Origin of the sequence: Erythrobacter donghaensis (assembly GCF_002155425.1) — a bacterium.
Taxonomy (GTDB): Bacteria; Pseudomonadota; Alphaproteobacteria; order Sphingomonadales; family Sphingomonadaceae; genus Erythrobacter; species Erythrobacter donghaensis.
This window is the reverse complement of the sequence record NZ_MUYG01000011.1, coordinates 748,156-761,677: the sequence shown is the minus strand read 5'-3', so window position 1 is coordinate 761,677 and position 13,522 is coordinate 748,156. Positions and strand designations below refer to the sequence as shown.

Below are 13,522 nucleotides of genomic sequence, written 5' to 3'. Positions count from 1 at the left end.
TCGCAATGCCCCATTTTGCCCAAGGCGTGGTCAAGTTCCAGCGCGAGGTCTTCCCCGAGAAGGCCGAACTGTTCGAAAAGCTCGCCACCGGCCAGAGCCCCGAGGCGCTGTTCATCACCTGCTCGGACAGCCGGATCGAGACCGCGATGCTCACCCAGACCGATCCGGGCGAGCTGTTCATCTGCCGCAACGCGGGCAATATCGTGCCGCCGCACACCAACCAGACCGGCGGGATGACCGCCTCGATCGAATTCGCCATCGGCGCGCTGCAGATCCCGCATATCGTGATCTGCGGGCACACCGAATGCGGGGCGATGAAGGGCGCGATGAACCGTGCCGGCCTCACCAGCCTGCCGCACGTGCGCGAATGGCTGGGCTATGCGCAGGGCGCGGTCGACATCACCGAGGCGATGGGTGCCGGGCTCGATCCCGATGCCAAGATGCGCATGCTGCTCGAACAGAACGTCATCCTGCAATTGCAGCACCTAAAGACCCACCCCACGGTGGCGGTCGCGCTGGCGCAGAAGACCGTACAGCTGCACGGCTGGGTCTATGACATCAAGACCGGCGAAGTCTCCGCCTTCGACGAGGCGACCGGCAGCTGGATCTCGGTCGAGGAACGCTACGCCGGCGATCTCGCCGCGCAGATGGTGCACAGCCACGCCTGCTGACGCAGCAACCGCCTTCCCCCACTCTCTCTCCCCGGAGCCTTCCCCTATGTCCTCTGCCACTGCAACCCGCGTGACATCCGCGGTGCTCGGGCGCGATTTTCTCGCCTCGATCGTGGTCTTCCTCGTCGCCCTGCCGCTGTGCATGGGGATCGCGATCGCTTCGGGCGCGCCGCCCGCGCTCGGCTTGATCACCGGGATTGTCGGCGGGCTGGTGGTCGGCACGATCGCCGGGTCGCCCTTGCAGGTGAGCGGGCCTGCGGCGGGGATGGCGGTGCTGGTCTATCAGCTGGTGCAGGAACATGGCCTGATCATGCTCGGCGTGGTCGGACTGATCGCTGGCGGGCTGCAACTGCTCGCGGGCGTGTTCAAGCTCGGCCAGTGGTTCCGGGCGATCTCGCCCTCGGTGATCCACGGGATGCTGGCCGGGATCGGGGTGCTGATCTTCGCCTCGCAGCTGCACGTCATGCTCGACGATGCGCCGCGCGCCAACGGGCTGCTGAACCTCGCCGCGATCCCCGAAGCGATCGTCAAGGTCTTCCCGGTCGATGGTTCGGTCCACCACCTCGCCGCGATGGCGGGGATCGTGACCATCGCCACCATCGTGCTGTGGAACCAGTTCAAGCCCAAGTCGTTGTCGCTGATCCCCGGCCCGCTGCTTGGCGTGATCGTCGGCGCGGTGTTCGCCATGATCTTTGGCCTGCCGATCAATCTGGTCAACCTGCCCGAAACGCTGGTGAGCGGCCTCAACATCCCGACCCGCGAGGCGCTGGGCGGCTTCGTCGATCCCGACATCCTGACGCTGGGCCTGGTCTTCGCCTTCGTCGCCAGTGCCGAGACTTTGCTGTGCGCGACCGCGGTCGACAAGATGCACACCGGCGCGCGCACCGATTACGACAAGGAGCTGCGCGCGCAGGGGATCGGCAACATGATCTGCGGCGGGTTCGGCGCGCTGCCGATGACGGGGGTGATTGTGCGCTCCTCGGCGAACGTCGATGCCGGGGCGACCACGCGTTTTTCGGCGATCATGCACGGCGTCTGGCTGCTGCTGGCGGTCGCCGCCTTCCCCTTCGTGCTCAACGCCATCCCGACCTCGGTGCTGGCCGCGATCCTTGTCTATACCGGCTACAAGCTGGTCAACGTCGCGCAGATCCGCAAAATCGCCGAATTCGGCAAGCAGGAGCTGGTGATCTACTTCGCGACCCTGATCGGGGTGGTGGCGATCGACCTGCTCACCGGCGTGATCCTCGGCTTCGTGCTGGCGACGCTGAAGCTGGTCTATACCTTCTCGCACCTCGACATCCGCCGCGAGCATGACCCGGAAACGGGCCGCATCGACCTGTGGATGACGGGATCGGCGACCTTCTTCTCGATCCCGCAGCTGGGCAAGGCGCTGGAGTCCTCGCCCTTCGGGTCGGAGGTGCACATCCATGTCGAGAAGCTCGACTATATCGACCACGCCTGCCTCGAGATGCTGTCTTCGTGGGAGAAGCAGCACCAATCGACTGGCGGTTCGCTGATCGTCGAGTGGAGCGAGCTGGTGGAGCGTTATGGCCGCCGGTCGGAAGATCCGAGCAAGACCGCGATCCCCGGCCTGATGACCCGCTCCGCCGCCTGACGCGCCGGAGCGGGCGCGCCCGTTACATCACGGTTTCGGCCGCCTCGGCGTGCCACAAGCGCTTGGCCTGCTCGATATCGCTGCTGCTGGCGCGGCTGAAGCGGTGGGCGACGAAGTCGATGCCTTCGATCAGCCACAGCGCCAGATCGGGCTGCGCGAGCCGATAAACCCGCTGCTGGCCGCGCGTCTCGGTCTCCACCAACGCAATCGCGCGCAGCACGCCAAGGTGCTGCGAGACGCGGGTGGGCGAGATTTCGAGGAGTTCGCCCAGCTCGTTGACGGTCTGGTCGCCCGATTGCAGCTTCAGCAAGAGCCGGATGCGGTCGGGATGCGAAATCTGCCGGAGCACATGCGCCAATTCGTTCGCGACAATCTTGCGGCTCGGCATATCAACGACCTTTCGTGTTGGAGGGGAGTGCAGGATATGTTGTCACAACACGCAAATGCGGCATTTGGCTCCCGTCTTTTGCAATTTTTTCATTTTCGAGCGCGCGCCACGGTTGCTGCGCCCGTTTGCTGACCGCGGCATCGCTGCACAGCAGATCAAGGAAAGCCGCATCGTCGACCGCCTTGACGTAGGGCGCAGCGTCCCCGCAGCGGGTGGTGGTCACGCCGCTGTCCCGCAGCCGCGCCCAGGCCTCGTGCAGCCGCGACGCTGCACGCGCCGCGCCGCCGTGGTGGAGCGTCAGGGCAAGTGCGTGGATCAACGCCGCCGCATCGAGCGGCAGGCGGCTCACCCCCTCGCCCGGCGCTTCGCTGGTGACCGCGACCAAGGCGCGCTCGCCTGTCCCGTCAAGCCACAGCATCGGCCAGGCCCCGCGCATGCCGCTGGTGGCTGCCAGCAGGGTGAACACCGTCCCGCGCAGATCGGGCATGGCGATGATCGCATCCCACACGGGCGGGCCTGCCGTCAGCGTGCCGAGCGCATCTTCGAGCGTGAGGATATCGAGCGTCATCCCTTCGCGGTTCAGGCCCTTGCCCGCCGCCAGCAAGCTCTTGGCGACGGCGTTGCGCTGGCGGGCGGTGAGGATGATCGCGAGCCGCTGGCGCCCTTCGCGCTGCGCGGCGCGGATCATCGCGGTCAGCGCGCGCGGCGAAGGCAGTGGCGGGCCGCCGGCGTCCTCGGGCGGGCAATGCGCGGGATGCGGGCTCATCAGCACACAATCGATCCCCCCGCGCCCGCCCGCCTGTCCGCGCGGGTGGTCGATCAGATAGCTCGCGGCAAACAGCGCCTTGGGCAGACCGGCGAGGCCGCCGTGCTGGAAGGCGACGGGGCTCCACCCGGTCCACGGGGCGAACAGTGGGGCGGAGGCTCCGGCGGGCAGCGCCCAGCCGGCCATGCGCGGGAGGCGGCGCGCATGGTGTGCGGGCGTTGTGAGTTCGGCATCGATCCCGAGCCAGCCGAGCAGCCGCTCCAGCCCTTCGGCCCAGCCCTGCGGCGCGGGTTCTGGCGGCAGGGCAAGCGCAAAGCGCGAGGCCACCAGCGCCAGCGTCGGGCGCGGCGGCACCGGCCGCAGGGCAGAGACAGGGCGCTCGGAAATCAGCGTGCGATGATCCATGATGCGGGGTCCCTCAGCTGGAGGCGGAAGCGTGGGACCGGTTGTTAGCGGCCGATGCCAAATCGGAAAAATTCAATCTTTCTTCGCAAACGTTCTGTTATTTGAATAGTTGCAGATAGGGCCCATTCCCCTTCCGCCCACCCACTTGCCAGCACCGCGCAGCAAAGGCATCACAGGCGCGGGAGAAGAGGGGAGACAATCATGACAATCGCCCGATGGCGCGCGCGCGCCGCGCTGGCTCTTATCGCAGGGGTGGCCGGAAGCGCTGCGGCGCAGGACAGCGCGGCGCCCGCCAGCCCCACCACCCGCGCCGCGCAGGCCGAGGCGGCGACCCGGCTTCCGCCGGAAGGCACCCGCGATGCCGACAATGTCCGCCGCGGCTTCCTCGCCACCCGCGCCGATTCGGTGATCCTGAGTCCCGAAGGCAAGCCCGTCTGGAATCTCGACACCTATGCCTTTGTCGAAGGGCCTGCTCCGGACACGGTCAACCCCAGCCTGTGGCGGCACATGACGCATCTGAAGAACCACGGCCTTTTCGCCGTGACCGAGGATGTCTGGCAGGTGCGCGGGTTCGACCTGTCGAACATGACCATCATTCGCGGGCAAACGGGCTGGATCGTGATCGACCCGCTCACCAGCGTCGAGGCGGCGCGCGCGGCGCTCGAACTGGTCAACCAGACGCTGGGTGAGCGCCCCGTCAGCGCGCTTATTTATTCGCACAGCCACGGCGACCACTTCGGCGGCGCGCGCGGGGTGCTCGACCCTGCCGATGCCGGGCGCGTGCCCGTGATCGCGCCCGAAGGCTTCATGGAGGAAGCGACCTCGGAGAACGTCATCGCCGGGGGCGCGATGACCCGGCGCGCGGCCTATCAGTTCGGCACCGGTCTTGCGCCGGGGGCAACCGGGCAGATGGGCAGCGGCATCGGCATGGGCCTTTCGGCGGGCACGCTTTCGCTGATCGCGCCCACCGACACCGTCGCCGCCACAGGGGAGACCCGCGTGGTGGACGGCGTGCCGCTGGAATTTCAGATCGTCTCGGGCAGCGAGGCTCCGGCGGAGTTCAACATCTTCATCACCCCGGCCAAGACCTTCCTCGCCGCCGAGATCGCCACCTGCACGATGCACAACATCCTCACCCCGCGCGGCGCGAAGGTGCGCGATGCACGGGCCTGGGCGCATTACCTCGATGAAGCGGCGACCCGCTACGGCCCGCAATCCGACGTGGTGATTTCGAGCCATTGCTGGCCGATCTTCGGGCGCACCGCAGGCACCGCCTGGCTGACCGCCCAGCGCGACAATTACCGCTGGCTCCACGATCAGACTCTGCGCCGCATGAACCGCGGCGAGACGATGGACGAAATCGCCGAAGCGCTCGAACAATCGCCCCCGCCCGGCCAGTCCGCGGAATGGGCGACGCGCGGCTATTACGGCACGGTCAGCCACAACGCCAAGGCGATCTACCAGTTCTATCTCGGCTGGTATGACGCCGTCCCCGCCAATCTCCACCCCCACCCCCCGGTCGAGCGGGCGAAGCGGCTGGTGAGCGCGCTGGGCGGGGCCGAGCGCACGCTGGCGCTGGCCGAGAATGCGATGGCAGCAGGCGATTATCGCTGGGCCAGCGACCTGCTCCAAAGCCTCGTCTTCGCCGCGCCCGACAATGCCGCAGCCAGGGCGATGCTCGCGGCAAGCTACGAACAGCAGGGCTACCGCGCGGAAAGCGCGATCTGGCGCAACCAGTTCCTCGCCGCCGCAAATGAATTGCGGAACGGGCGCAGCGATCGCAGCGCGGTGCAGAGCAATGATCTGATCGCCGCGATCTCGACGCAGGAATTGCTCGATTCCGCCGCGACCCGCTTCGCGCCCGAAGGCCGAACGCCGGTGGGTCTGACCATCGCGATCGACATTCCCGACCGCGGGGAACAGGCAGTGCTGGAGGTAGGCCGACAGGCGCTGATCGGGCGCGTTGGCGCGCAGCCCGAAAAGGCCGATGTCACCATCCGCGGGCCGCGCCGGGCGCTGCTGGCGCTGCTCTTTGTCAAGCTGCCGGTCAGCACCGTGGCCGCGATGGAGGGGGTGACGATCGAGGGCGATCGGGCGCGCTTGCAGGAGTTGGTCGACACGCTCGACCCGCTCCCGCACGGGTTCGACATCGTGCTGCCCTAGAAAAATTGCACCGGGGCGCGAAGGGTGATGCGCGTTCAGCCGTTGATCAGGCGCCGTGCGGTTTTCTTGCCGTCGGTTGCCATATTCAGGAATGCACCGCCATGCCCGTGACCTTCGCCCGCAAGGAGCTGCCATGACCCCGGCCAGCATCGCGATCAACCGCTTCGGCTACGGCCATTCTGCCTCCGGCCCGGTGCCGAACGACCCGAAGCGCTGGCTGCTGCGCCAGCGCGATGCCTTCGACCCCGCACCGCCCGTCATCGCCGGGCGGATGGATACCCGCGCGAAGACGGGCGAAATGATCGAACTGGTGCGCAACCTGCGGCAGGACACCCGCGCGCTGGCGGCGATGGAGGGTGCCGAGGCTCCCGCCATGGCCGGGCCGATGGGCGATGCCATGACCGCCGACAATCCCCGCGCTGCGGCGCTCGCCGGATTGCCGCCCGAATATCGCGAAAAGCTGATCGACGCGCGCCGGGTGCTGGTCGACGACATCGCCGCGCGCGTCAATCTTGCGGTGACCAGCAAAACCCCGCTGGCCGAGCGGCTGGTGCACTTCTGGGCGAACCACTTCAGCGTCTCGGTCGGCAAGCTCGGCACCCAGTTCGAAGTCGGCCCGCACGAATTCACTGCGATCCGCCCGCATGTGTTCGGACGCTTTGGCGATATGCTCAAGGCCGCGGTGCTGCACCCGGCGATGCTGATCTATCTCGATCAGTTCCAGTCGATCGGCCCCAATGCGCCCTTCACCCAGCGGCGCGCGCGGCGGGGCGGCGATGCGCCTCAGCGGCCCCGCGGGCTTAACGAGAATCTCGCGCGCGAGGTGCTCGAGCTGCACACGCTCGGCGTCGATGGCGGCTACAGCCAGACCGACGTGACCGAGCTCGCCCGCGCGCTGACCGGCTGGACGGTGCCCGGGATCGGCCGCGCCGGACGCTTCGCCGAGACGCAGGACAGCGGCGCGGCCTTCGTTGCGCTGGTGCACGAGCCCGGCGCGCGGCAAGTGCTGGGGCGCAGCTATTCCGCGGGCGAGGCGCGGCAGGCGCTGGCGATCCTTGACGATCTCGCCGCCCATCCTGCCACTGCGCGCCATGTCGCCACCAAATTCGCACGTCATTTTGCGGGCGACACCCCGCCGCCTGCGCTGGTCGCGCGGCTGGAGGCCGATTTCCTCAAGACCGGCGGCGATCTGGCGAGCCTCACGGCGACGCTGATCGACGCGCCCGAAGCGTGGACCGCGCAGCCGGTCAAGTTCCGCACGCCGTTCGAATGGCTGGTCGCGACCCTGCGCCTCACCGGTGTGAAGGAGTTGCCGACACAGCGTATCGTCGGCGCGCTGGCGCAGCTGGGGCAGGCCCCGTGGCGCGCGCCTTCGCCTGCCGGGTATGACGATCTCGCTGCCAGCTGGGCCGGGCCCGATGCGCTGATCCGCCGCGTCGAATTCGCCGAGCGCGTGTCCCGTGCGGTTCCGGCAGACAATGTCGTCGCGCTGGCAGAAGCCGCCTTCCCCGGCGCATTGACCGAGCCGACCCTGACCCAGCTGAAGCGCGCCGAAAGCGGCAGCCAGGCGCTCGCGCTGCTGCTGGTCTCGCCTGAAATGATGCGGAGATAGATCCATGACCACCGCTCTCGATCGCCGCTCGCTGCTTGCCGGATCGCTGGTGCTGGGCGCAGGCGGCCTCGCCCTCCCCCGCATCGCCTTTGCGCAAGGGGCAGGAAGCCGCAACCTGCTGTTCGTGCTGCTGCGCGGCGCGGCGGACGGGATGGCGATGCTTGCCCCCGTGGGCGACCCCGGCCTTGAGGCGCTGCGTGGGGCCGCACTAGCCGATTACGACAATGCGCCCCGGCTCGGCAGCTTCTTTGCCGTCCATCCGGCGCTGGCCGAGATCGGCAAGGCGGCTGCAGCGGGCGAGGCGCTGTTCGTCCACGCGGCGGCAACCGCCTATCGCGAGCGCTCGCATTTCGACGGACAGAACCTGATCGAGACCGGCGGCACCGCGCCTTATGCGACCAAGGACGGCTGGCTCAACCGCCTCGCCGCGCTGGTGAGCGCAGGCGCCCCTGCGCCCTTGCGCGCGCTGGCGATTGCGCAGGCCGTCCCGCTGGCCTTGCAGGGCGCCGCGCCGGTTTCGAACTACGCGCCCTCCGCCCTCCCCAATGCCAGCGAGGATCTGATAGCCCGCGTCAGCCAGCTCTATGCCGGTGACAGGGAGCTTGGCGCGCTGTGGTCGCGGGCGCTGGAGACGCAGACGATGGCCGCCGATGATGGCCTGCGCAACCTCAACGATGCGCGCGCGGCGGGTGAACTCACCGCCTCGCTGATGCGCGGCGAGGGCGGCGCGCGGATCGGGATGATCGAGCTGGGCGGATGGGACACCCACGCCAACCAGCGCGGGGCCTTCGCCCGCTCGGCCCGCCAGCTTGATGCGCTGCTCGCCGCCTACAAGGCGGGCATGGGCGCAGGCTGGGCCGATACGATGGTGGTTGTGGCGACCGAATTCGGCCGCACCGCGCGTCTCAACGGCACCGGCGGCACCGACCACGGCACCGCCGGAGCGGCGCTGGTGATGGGCGGCAGCGTCAAGGGCGGACGGGTGATCGCCGACTGGCCGGGCCTTGCGACCAGCCAGCTTTACGAGGGCCGCGACCTCGCCCCCACCATCGCGCTCGAAAGCGTGCTGGCGGGCGCGGTGGCCGAGCATCTGCGGCTCGATCCCAAGCTGGCGATGGCGCGGCTGTTCCCGGGACGCAGCGGCGCGCCGTTATCCGGTCTGATCCGCAGCTAGAACGAACACTCCGCGCTCGCAGCCGCCTCGTCGCGGGCGATCTCGCTGATCTGGAGCGTAAAGTCCCCCTTCGAGGCAAAGCTCAGCGTGCCGCCGGTGGTGCCGAGGCAGGCCGGGGTCAGCACCATCTCGCGCCAGCCCTTGCCCTCGGCTACCGAGAGCCCCTGCGTGATGTCGAGCGGCTTGCCGCCCGCCGTCACTGTCACCGCCGCGCCGGGGCGGGCGGCGACCTGATAGGTGATGCGCCATGCCGCGCCGCTCTCCGGCCCGGTCAGGGTCAGCTTCGCACCGGGGGCAAAGGCGATGCGGCGCGCGTCTTCCTGCGCGCGGCGATCGAGGCCGGTGGCGGTGATCCCGCTGCCGGTGCCGCGCAGATCGGGGAGCAGAGCGTTGTCGGCCACGGCCTGCACCTGCGCGCCGAGCTTGCCGCTGGCGAACCACACCGCGCCATTATCCTGCGTCAGCGCCACACAGCTCTCGTCGAGCGGCACATAGGCCATCCGCGGGGCCTTGAAACCGAGCCCGTAGCCGAGCGGAAACAGCGCGCCTTCGGGCCTGTTGAGCGGCGTGCCTTCGCAGGTCTTGGGCCAGCTGAAGGACAGCTTGCCGGTGGGCTGCATCTTGCCAAACAGCACATCGGCCACTCCGGCGCCTTCGCTACCCGGCAGCCACGCGGCGACGAAGGCGTCGGCGGCATTCAGCTCGCGGTTGACCCACAAGGGGCGGCCTGAAAGGAAAACCGCCACCGTCGGGATGCCGCGCGCCTTGTAGGCTTTGAGCAGGCTCAGCCCCTCCTCGTCGCGGAAGGCGAGATCCTTCCGGTCGCCGACGAATTCGGCATAAGGCTCCTCGCCGAAGACGACGATGGCGATATCGGGCGTGCCCGCGCCATTGCCTTCAGGCGCAAGCACGGCCTCGCCGCCTGCGGCCTTGGCAGCCTCGGCGATGCCCTGCCAGATCGAGGTCGCGCCGGGGAAGTCGGCGGCGGTGAGTTCGCCCCCGCCCTGCCATGTGACCGACCAGCCGCCCGCCTGCTGGGGGATATTGTCCGCCGCCGCGCCCGCCACTTCGATCCGCGCGCCGGGCCGCAAGGGCAGCAGGCCTTGGTTCTTGAGCAGCACCATCGACTTTGCCACCGCCTCGCGCGCAATCGCGCGGTGTTCGGGCGCGCCGAGCCTGTCCCACTTGCCCCCAAGCATCCGCGCCGAGGGCGTGACCTCGCCATCGAGCACGCCCAGCCGCTGCTTCATCCGCAGCACCCGCAGCACCGCCTCATCGAGCCGGGCCATCGGGATCGTGCCGTCCTTGACCTGCTTGACGAGGCTGGCGTGGAGCGCCTTCCAGTCCTCGGGAACCATATAGACGTCGAGCCCCGCCATCAGCGCCTGCGGGCAATCGGAATTGGTGCAACCCTTGATCTGGCCGTGGCCGTTCCAGTCGCCGACGACCACGCCCTCAAACCCCAGCTTGCCGCGCAGCTCGCCCGTCAGCAGCGCCTGATTGCCGTGCATCTTGGTGCCGTTGATCGAATTGAAGCTCGCCATCACGCTGGCGACGCCGCGGTCGATCGCGGCGGGGTAAGGCGCGGCGTGGATCGCCATGAGCTCGGCCAGATCGCCGTTGACATCGCCCTGATCGACCCCTTGCGCGGTGCCGCCGTCGCCGAAGAAGTGCTTGGCGGTAGCGGCGACCTTGCCTTCGCCGAGGAAACCCGGCTCGCCGGGGCGGCCCTGGAGCCCCTCGACCATCGCCGCACCAAGGCGGCTGACCAGCGCGGGGCTTTCCGAATAGCTTTCATAGGTGCGCCCCCAGCGATCGTCGCGCGCCACCGCGATGGTGGGCGCGAAGGTCCAGTCGATGCCGGTGACCTCAATTTCGACCGCAGTCGCTGCGCCGATGCGGCGGATGAGGTCTTCATCACCCGTCGCGCCCAGCGCGATATTATGGGGGAAGACCGTCGCGCCGATCACATTGGCGTGGCCGTGCACCGCGTCGGTCGCCCACAGCGCGGGGATCGCGGGTTCGCCATTGGGGAGCGGCGCGGTCGAGGCGGCCCAATATTCGTCCGCCAGTTTCAGCCAGTCTGCCGCCGGGGCCTTGTCATCGCCATAGGGCCCGGAATTGCCGCCGTTGAGGATCGTGCCGAAGCGATATTCGCGCATGTCGGCGGGCGTGATCGATCCGATATCGGGCTGGATGATCTGCGCGACCTTGCGCTCGATGCTCATGCGGGCGAGCAGCGCCTCGGGGGTGTTTGCATTGGCCGGGGCGACGGCGCTCGCCGATTGCACCTCGGGCGCGGTGCTGCATCCGGCCACCAGCGCTGCCAGCGCCGCCCCGCATACCAGCCGGCCGATCCGTGTGTGGTGCATCGCGTCAGTCCCTCCCAAGACCTGTGATTTTCTTTGTGAACGTTATCAAACTATGCCGCCGCGCGCCGCCTTTGGCAAGCCCGCTGCGCGCTCCGATCAGCGGCGCAGGAAGCCCGCGAGCAGCACCGCGCTCGCCAGCGAGAGGCCCGCGAACAGCACGAACAGCGCGTTGTAGCCGAACTGCGGTACCAGCAGCACAGTCAGCCAGGGCATCACCATGCCGGGCACGGTGTTGGTGAGGTTGAACACCCCGAGATCGCGCCCGCGATGCTGCGGCTGGGGCAGCACCCGCAGCGTCTGGCTGGCATGGAGCGCAAGGAACACTGCGGCGGCAAGGCCGAACATAACATAGCCAGCGATCGCCCAGGGAAGGCTCGGCGCGGCGGCCATCACCAGCATCCCGCAGGCGCACAGCACCGCGGCCGCCACCAGCGGCAGGATCGGCCGTCCGTGGCGGTCCGACCAGCGCCCCGCCAGCAGCGAGACCGGCACCGCACAAACCAGCACCGCGCTGAAGATATTGGCCGCGCCGTTCTCAGGATAGCCGGGCGCGAGCGAGCGCAGCCAATACAGCAGGAAGGCGAACATGCCGCCCTCCGCCACCTGCACCAGCAGGCGCGCGGCCCACATCCGCAGCACAACGCGCTCGCGCGGGCGCTCCGGGTCGGCAGCGGGGAGAGGCTCGGCGGGGATCATCAGCGCAGGCTGCACCCGCCCTTTCCCGAGCAGGACCGCCGGCAGCACCAGCACGCTCACCAGCACCGCCACCAGCCCCAGCCGCGCCTCGGGCGCGACCAGTCCGGCCCAGGTCACCAGCGACCCCGCCAGCGCGCCCAAGGCGGGCGAAAGCGACAGCGCCCCGCCAAGCACGCCCTTCTGCTCATCCGGGAAACAGTCGCCCGCCCAGGCCATCAGCGGCGCAAGCATCATATTGAGCGCCACCTGCCACACCATCACCAGCAGCACGATCGTCCCCACGCTCCGGGCCTCTCCGATCGCCAGCAGCAGCGCGTTGGACAGCAGCAGCCCGGCAATAATCCACGGACGGCGTGTGCGGGTGGAATCGCTGAGGATGCCGACCGCGAAATTGGCGAGGCTCGCCATCGCCGCGCCAAGGAAGGTCACCCGCGCCAGCGCCGCGACATCCTCGCTGCCCTGAATGTCGGCAATCGCCTGCGGCAACAGCACCGTCAGCAGCGGGACATAGGCCACCGCGCCCCCGGCGGCGGCGAGGGCGAACAGCGCCAGAAACCAGCCGGGCTGGCGCTGCGGCGGGGGGATATTCAAGCCCGGACCGGCGGCGGCGCGGTCGAGGCGCGTTCGACGAGGCCAGCGGCCACCTCGATCACAGCATCGTCATCCCCATTGGGCGTGCGGGCGATCAGGTGCTCAACCGCGCGGCTGACCGTCGCGGCGATGGGCTGGTCGATCGCGGTCAACGGCGGCTGCGTGAAGCGCACGATCGGAGTGTTGTCGAAGGAGACCAGCGACAGGTCATCGGGCACTGTAAGCCCGCGCTCGCGCGCGACTTCGAGCGCGGCGAGCGCCATCTGGTCGGACGAGGCGATGATCGCGGTCAGATCGGGGTGGCGATCAAGCAGCACGCGCGCGGCGCGGATACCGCTGTCATAACCGAAATCGCCGACTTCCAGCAGCCCCTCGTCCGGCAAATCCAGCTCGGCCAGCGCGCGCCGCCAGCCGTCGATACGCCAGCCGCTGAGGCTGTATTGATCCGGCCCCGCGATCATCGCGATGCGGCGGTGGCCCAGCTGCGCGAGGTGCGTGGTGGCGAGATGCGCCGCCCCGTGATCGCCCATCGTCAGCGCGATGCCCGGGCCCGGCGCATCCGATCCGATCCGCGCGAAAGGAATGCGCCGTTCAGCCAGCAGCTGCGTGATCAGGCAGTTTTCGGAGTGCGGCGGGGTAAGAATCACGCCGTCGGGCTGCAGCGCCGAAAGCGCCGCGCCGAGCTCGCGCTCGACATGGTCGGAATGGGTGTCGACCAGCTCAACCATCATCCGGTAGCCGTGCGGGTTACAGGTCAGGATCCCGCCCAGCAGCATCTGGTCGACCCAGTCGGTGCCGATCCGCTCGCGCCAGTCGGCGAGCGTGCGTTCACGGTCGTTGATCGCAAGGATGATGTAGGAGCGCGACCCGCTCATCCGCTGGGCCGCAAGGCTCGGGACATAGCCGAGCTTGTCGATCGCGGCCTGCACCCGCTCGCGCAGTTGCGGGCGCACGTTGGGGCCGCCGTTGACCACCCGGCTCACCGTCTGGAGCGAGACCCCCGCATCCTCGGCCACGTCCCTGATCGTGACTGTCTTGCGCACCCGCGCCATGAAAAACCGCTTCCCGT

10 protein-coding genes are annotated in these 13,522 nt (G+C 68.8%); 5 read left to right on the top strand and 5 right to left on the bottom strand.

All coding sequences use genetic code 11. The features are described from left to right. Positions 1 to 5: 5 nt before the first annotated feature. Complete coding sequence (locus BZF59_RS15150) at positions 6 to 671, top strand: carbonic anhydrase (RefSeq protein WP_086609049.1); 666 nt, start codon at positions 6 to 8, stop codon at positions 669 to 671. Between the two features lie 46 nt (positions 672 to 717). After that, positions 718 to 2,286 (top strand): SulP family inorganic anion transporter, encoded by a 1,569-nt coding sequence (locus BZF59_RS15145; protein ID WP_086609048.1) that lies wholly within the window; start codon positions 718 to 720, stop codon positions 2,284 to 2,286. A gap of 22 nt (positions 2,287 to 2,308) precedes the next feature. Here the strand turns inward: BZF59_RS15145 and BZF59_RS15140 are convergent, their stop codons facing one another. Continuing rightward, positions 2,309 to 2,674, bottom strand: coding sequence for an ArsR/SmtB family transcription factor (locus BZF59_RS15140; RefSeq protein ID WP_169712077.1), 366 nt, complete (start codon positions 2,672 to 2,674; stop codon positions 2,309 to 2,311). A 1-nt stretch (position 2,675) separates the two neighbouring features. After that, on the bottom strand, positions 2,676 to 3,845 hold the full coding sequence (locus BZF59_RS15135) for a hypothetical protein (protein WP_143738189.1): 1,170 nt from the start codon (positions 3,843 to 3,845) through the stop codon (positions 2,676 to 2,678). A 201-nt stretch (positions 3,846 to 4,046) separates the two neighbouring features. Here BZF59_RS15135 and BZF59_RS15130 point away from each other — a divergent pair, with 201 nt between their 5' ends. From BZF59_RS15130 to BZF59_RS15120, 3 genes are all read left to right on the top strand, one after another. After that, positions 4,047 to 6,008 (top strand): alkyl/aryl-sulfatase, encoded by a 1,962-nt coding sequence (locus tag BZF59_RS15130; RefSeq protein WP_086609046.1) that lies wholly within the window; start codon positions 4,047 to 4,049, stop codon positions 6,006 to 6,008. 133 nt (positions 6,009 to 6,141) lie between these two features. Then, positions 6,142 to 7,620: a DUF1800 domain-containing protein gene (locus tag BZF59_RS15125; protein WP_211277411.1), complete on the top strand. Its 1,479-nt coding sequence runs from the start codon at positions 6,142 to 6,144 to the stop codon at positions 7,618 to 7,620. Between the two features lie 4 nt (positions 7,621 to 7,624). Then, on the top strand, positions 7,625 to 8,794 hold the full coding sequence (locus tag BZF59_RS15120; protein WP_086609045.1) for a DUF1501 domain-containing protein: 1,170 nt from the start codon (positions 7,625 to 7,627) through the stop codon (positions 8,792 to 8,794). Here the strand turns inward: BZF59_RS15120 and BZF59_RS15115 are convergent. The 3 genes from BZF59_RS15115 to BZF59_RS15105 form a co-directional block, all read right to left on the bottom strand. Then, complete coding sequence (locus BZF59_RS15115) at positions 8,791 to 11,166, bottom strand: glycoside hydrolase family 3 protein (protein ID WP_086609044.1); 2,376 nt, start codon at positions 11,164 to 11,166, stop codon at positions 8,791 to 8,793. The genes BZF59_RS15120 and BZF59_RS15115 overlap by 4 nt on opposite strands. Before the next feature lie 96 nt (positions 11,167 to 11,262). Then, positions 11,263 to 12,453: an MFS transporter gene (locus BZF59_RS15110; RefSeq protein ID WP_086609043.1), complete on the bottom strand. Its 1,191-nt coding sequence runs from the start codon at positions 12,451 to 12,453 to the stop codon at positions 11,263 to 11,265. Continuing rightward, positions 12,450 to 13,505 carry a LacI family DNA-binding transcriptional regulator gene (locus BZF59_RS15105; RefSeq protein ID WP_086609042.1) on the bottom strand — a complete coding sequence of 352 codons (1,056 nt, stop codon included), beginning with the start codon at positions 13,503 to 13,505 and terminating at the stop codon, positions 12,450 to 12,452. The genes BZF59_RS15110 and BZF59_RS15105 overlap by 4 nt, the downstream gene beginning before the upstream one ends. Positions 13,506 to 13,522 lie beyond the last annotated feature (17 nt).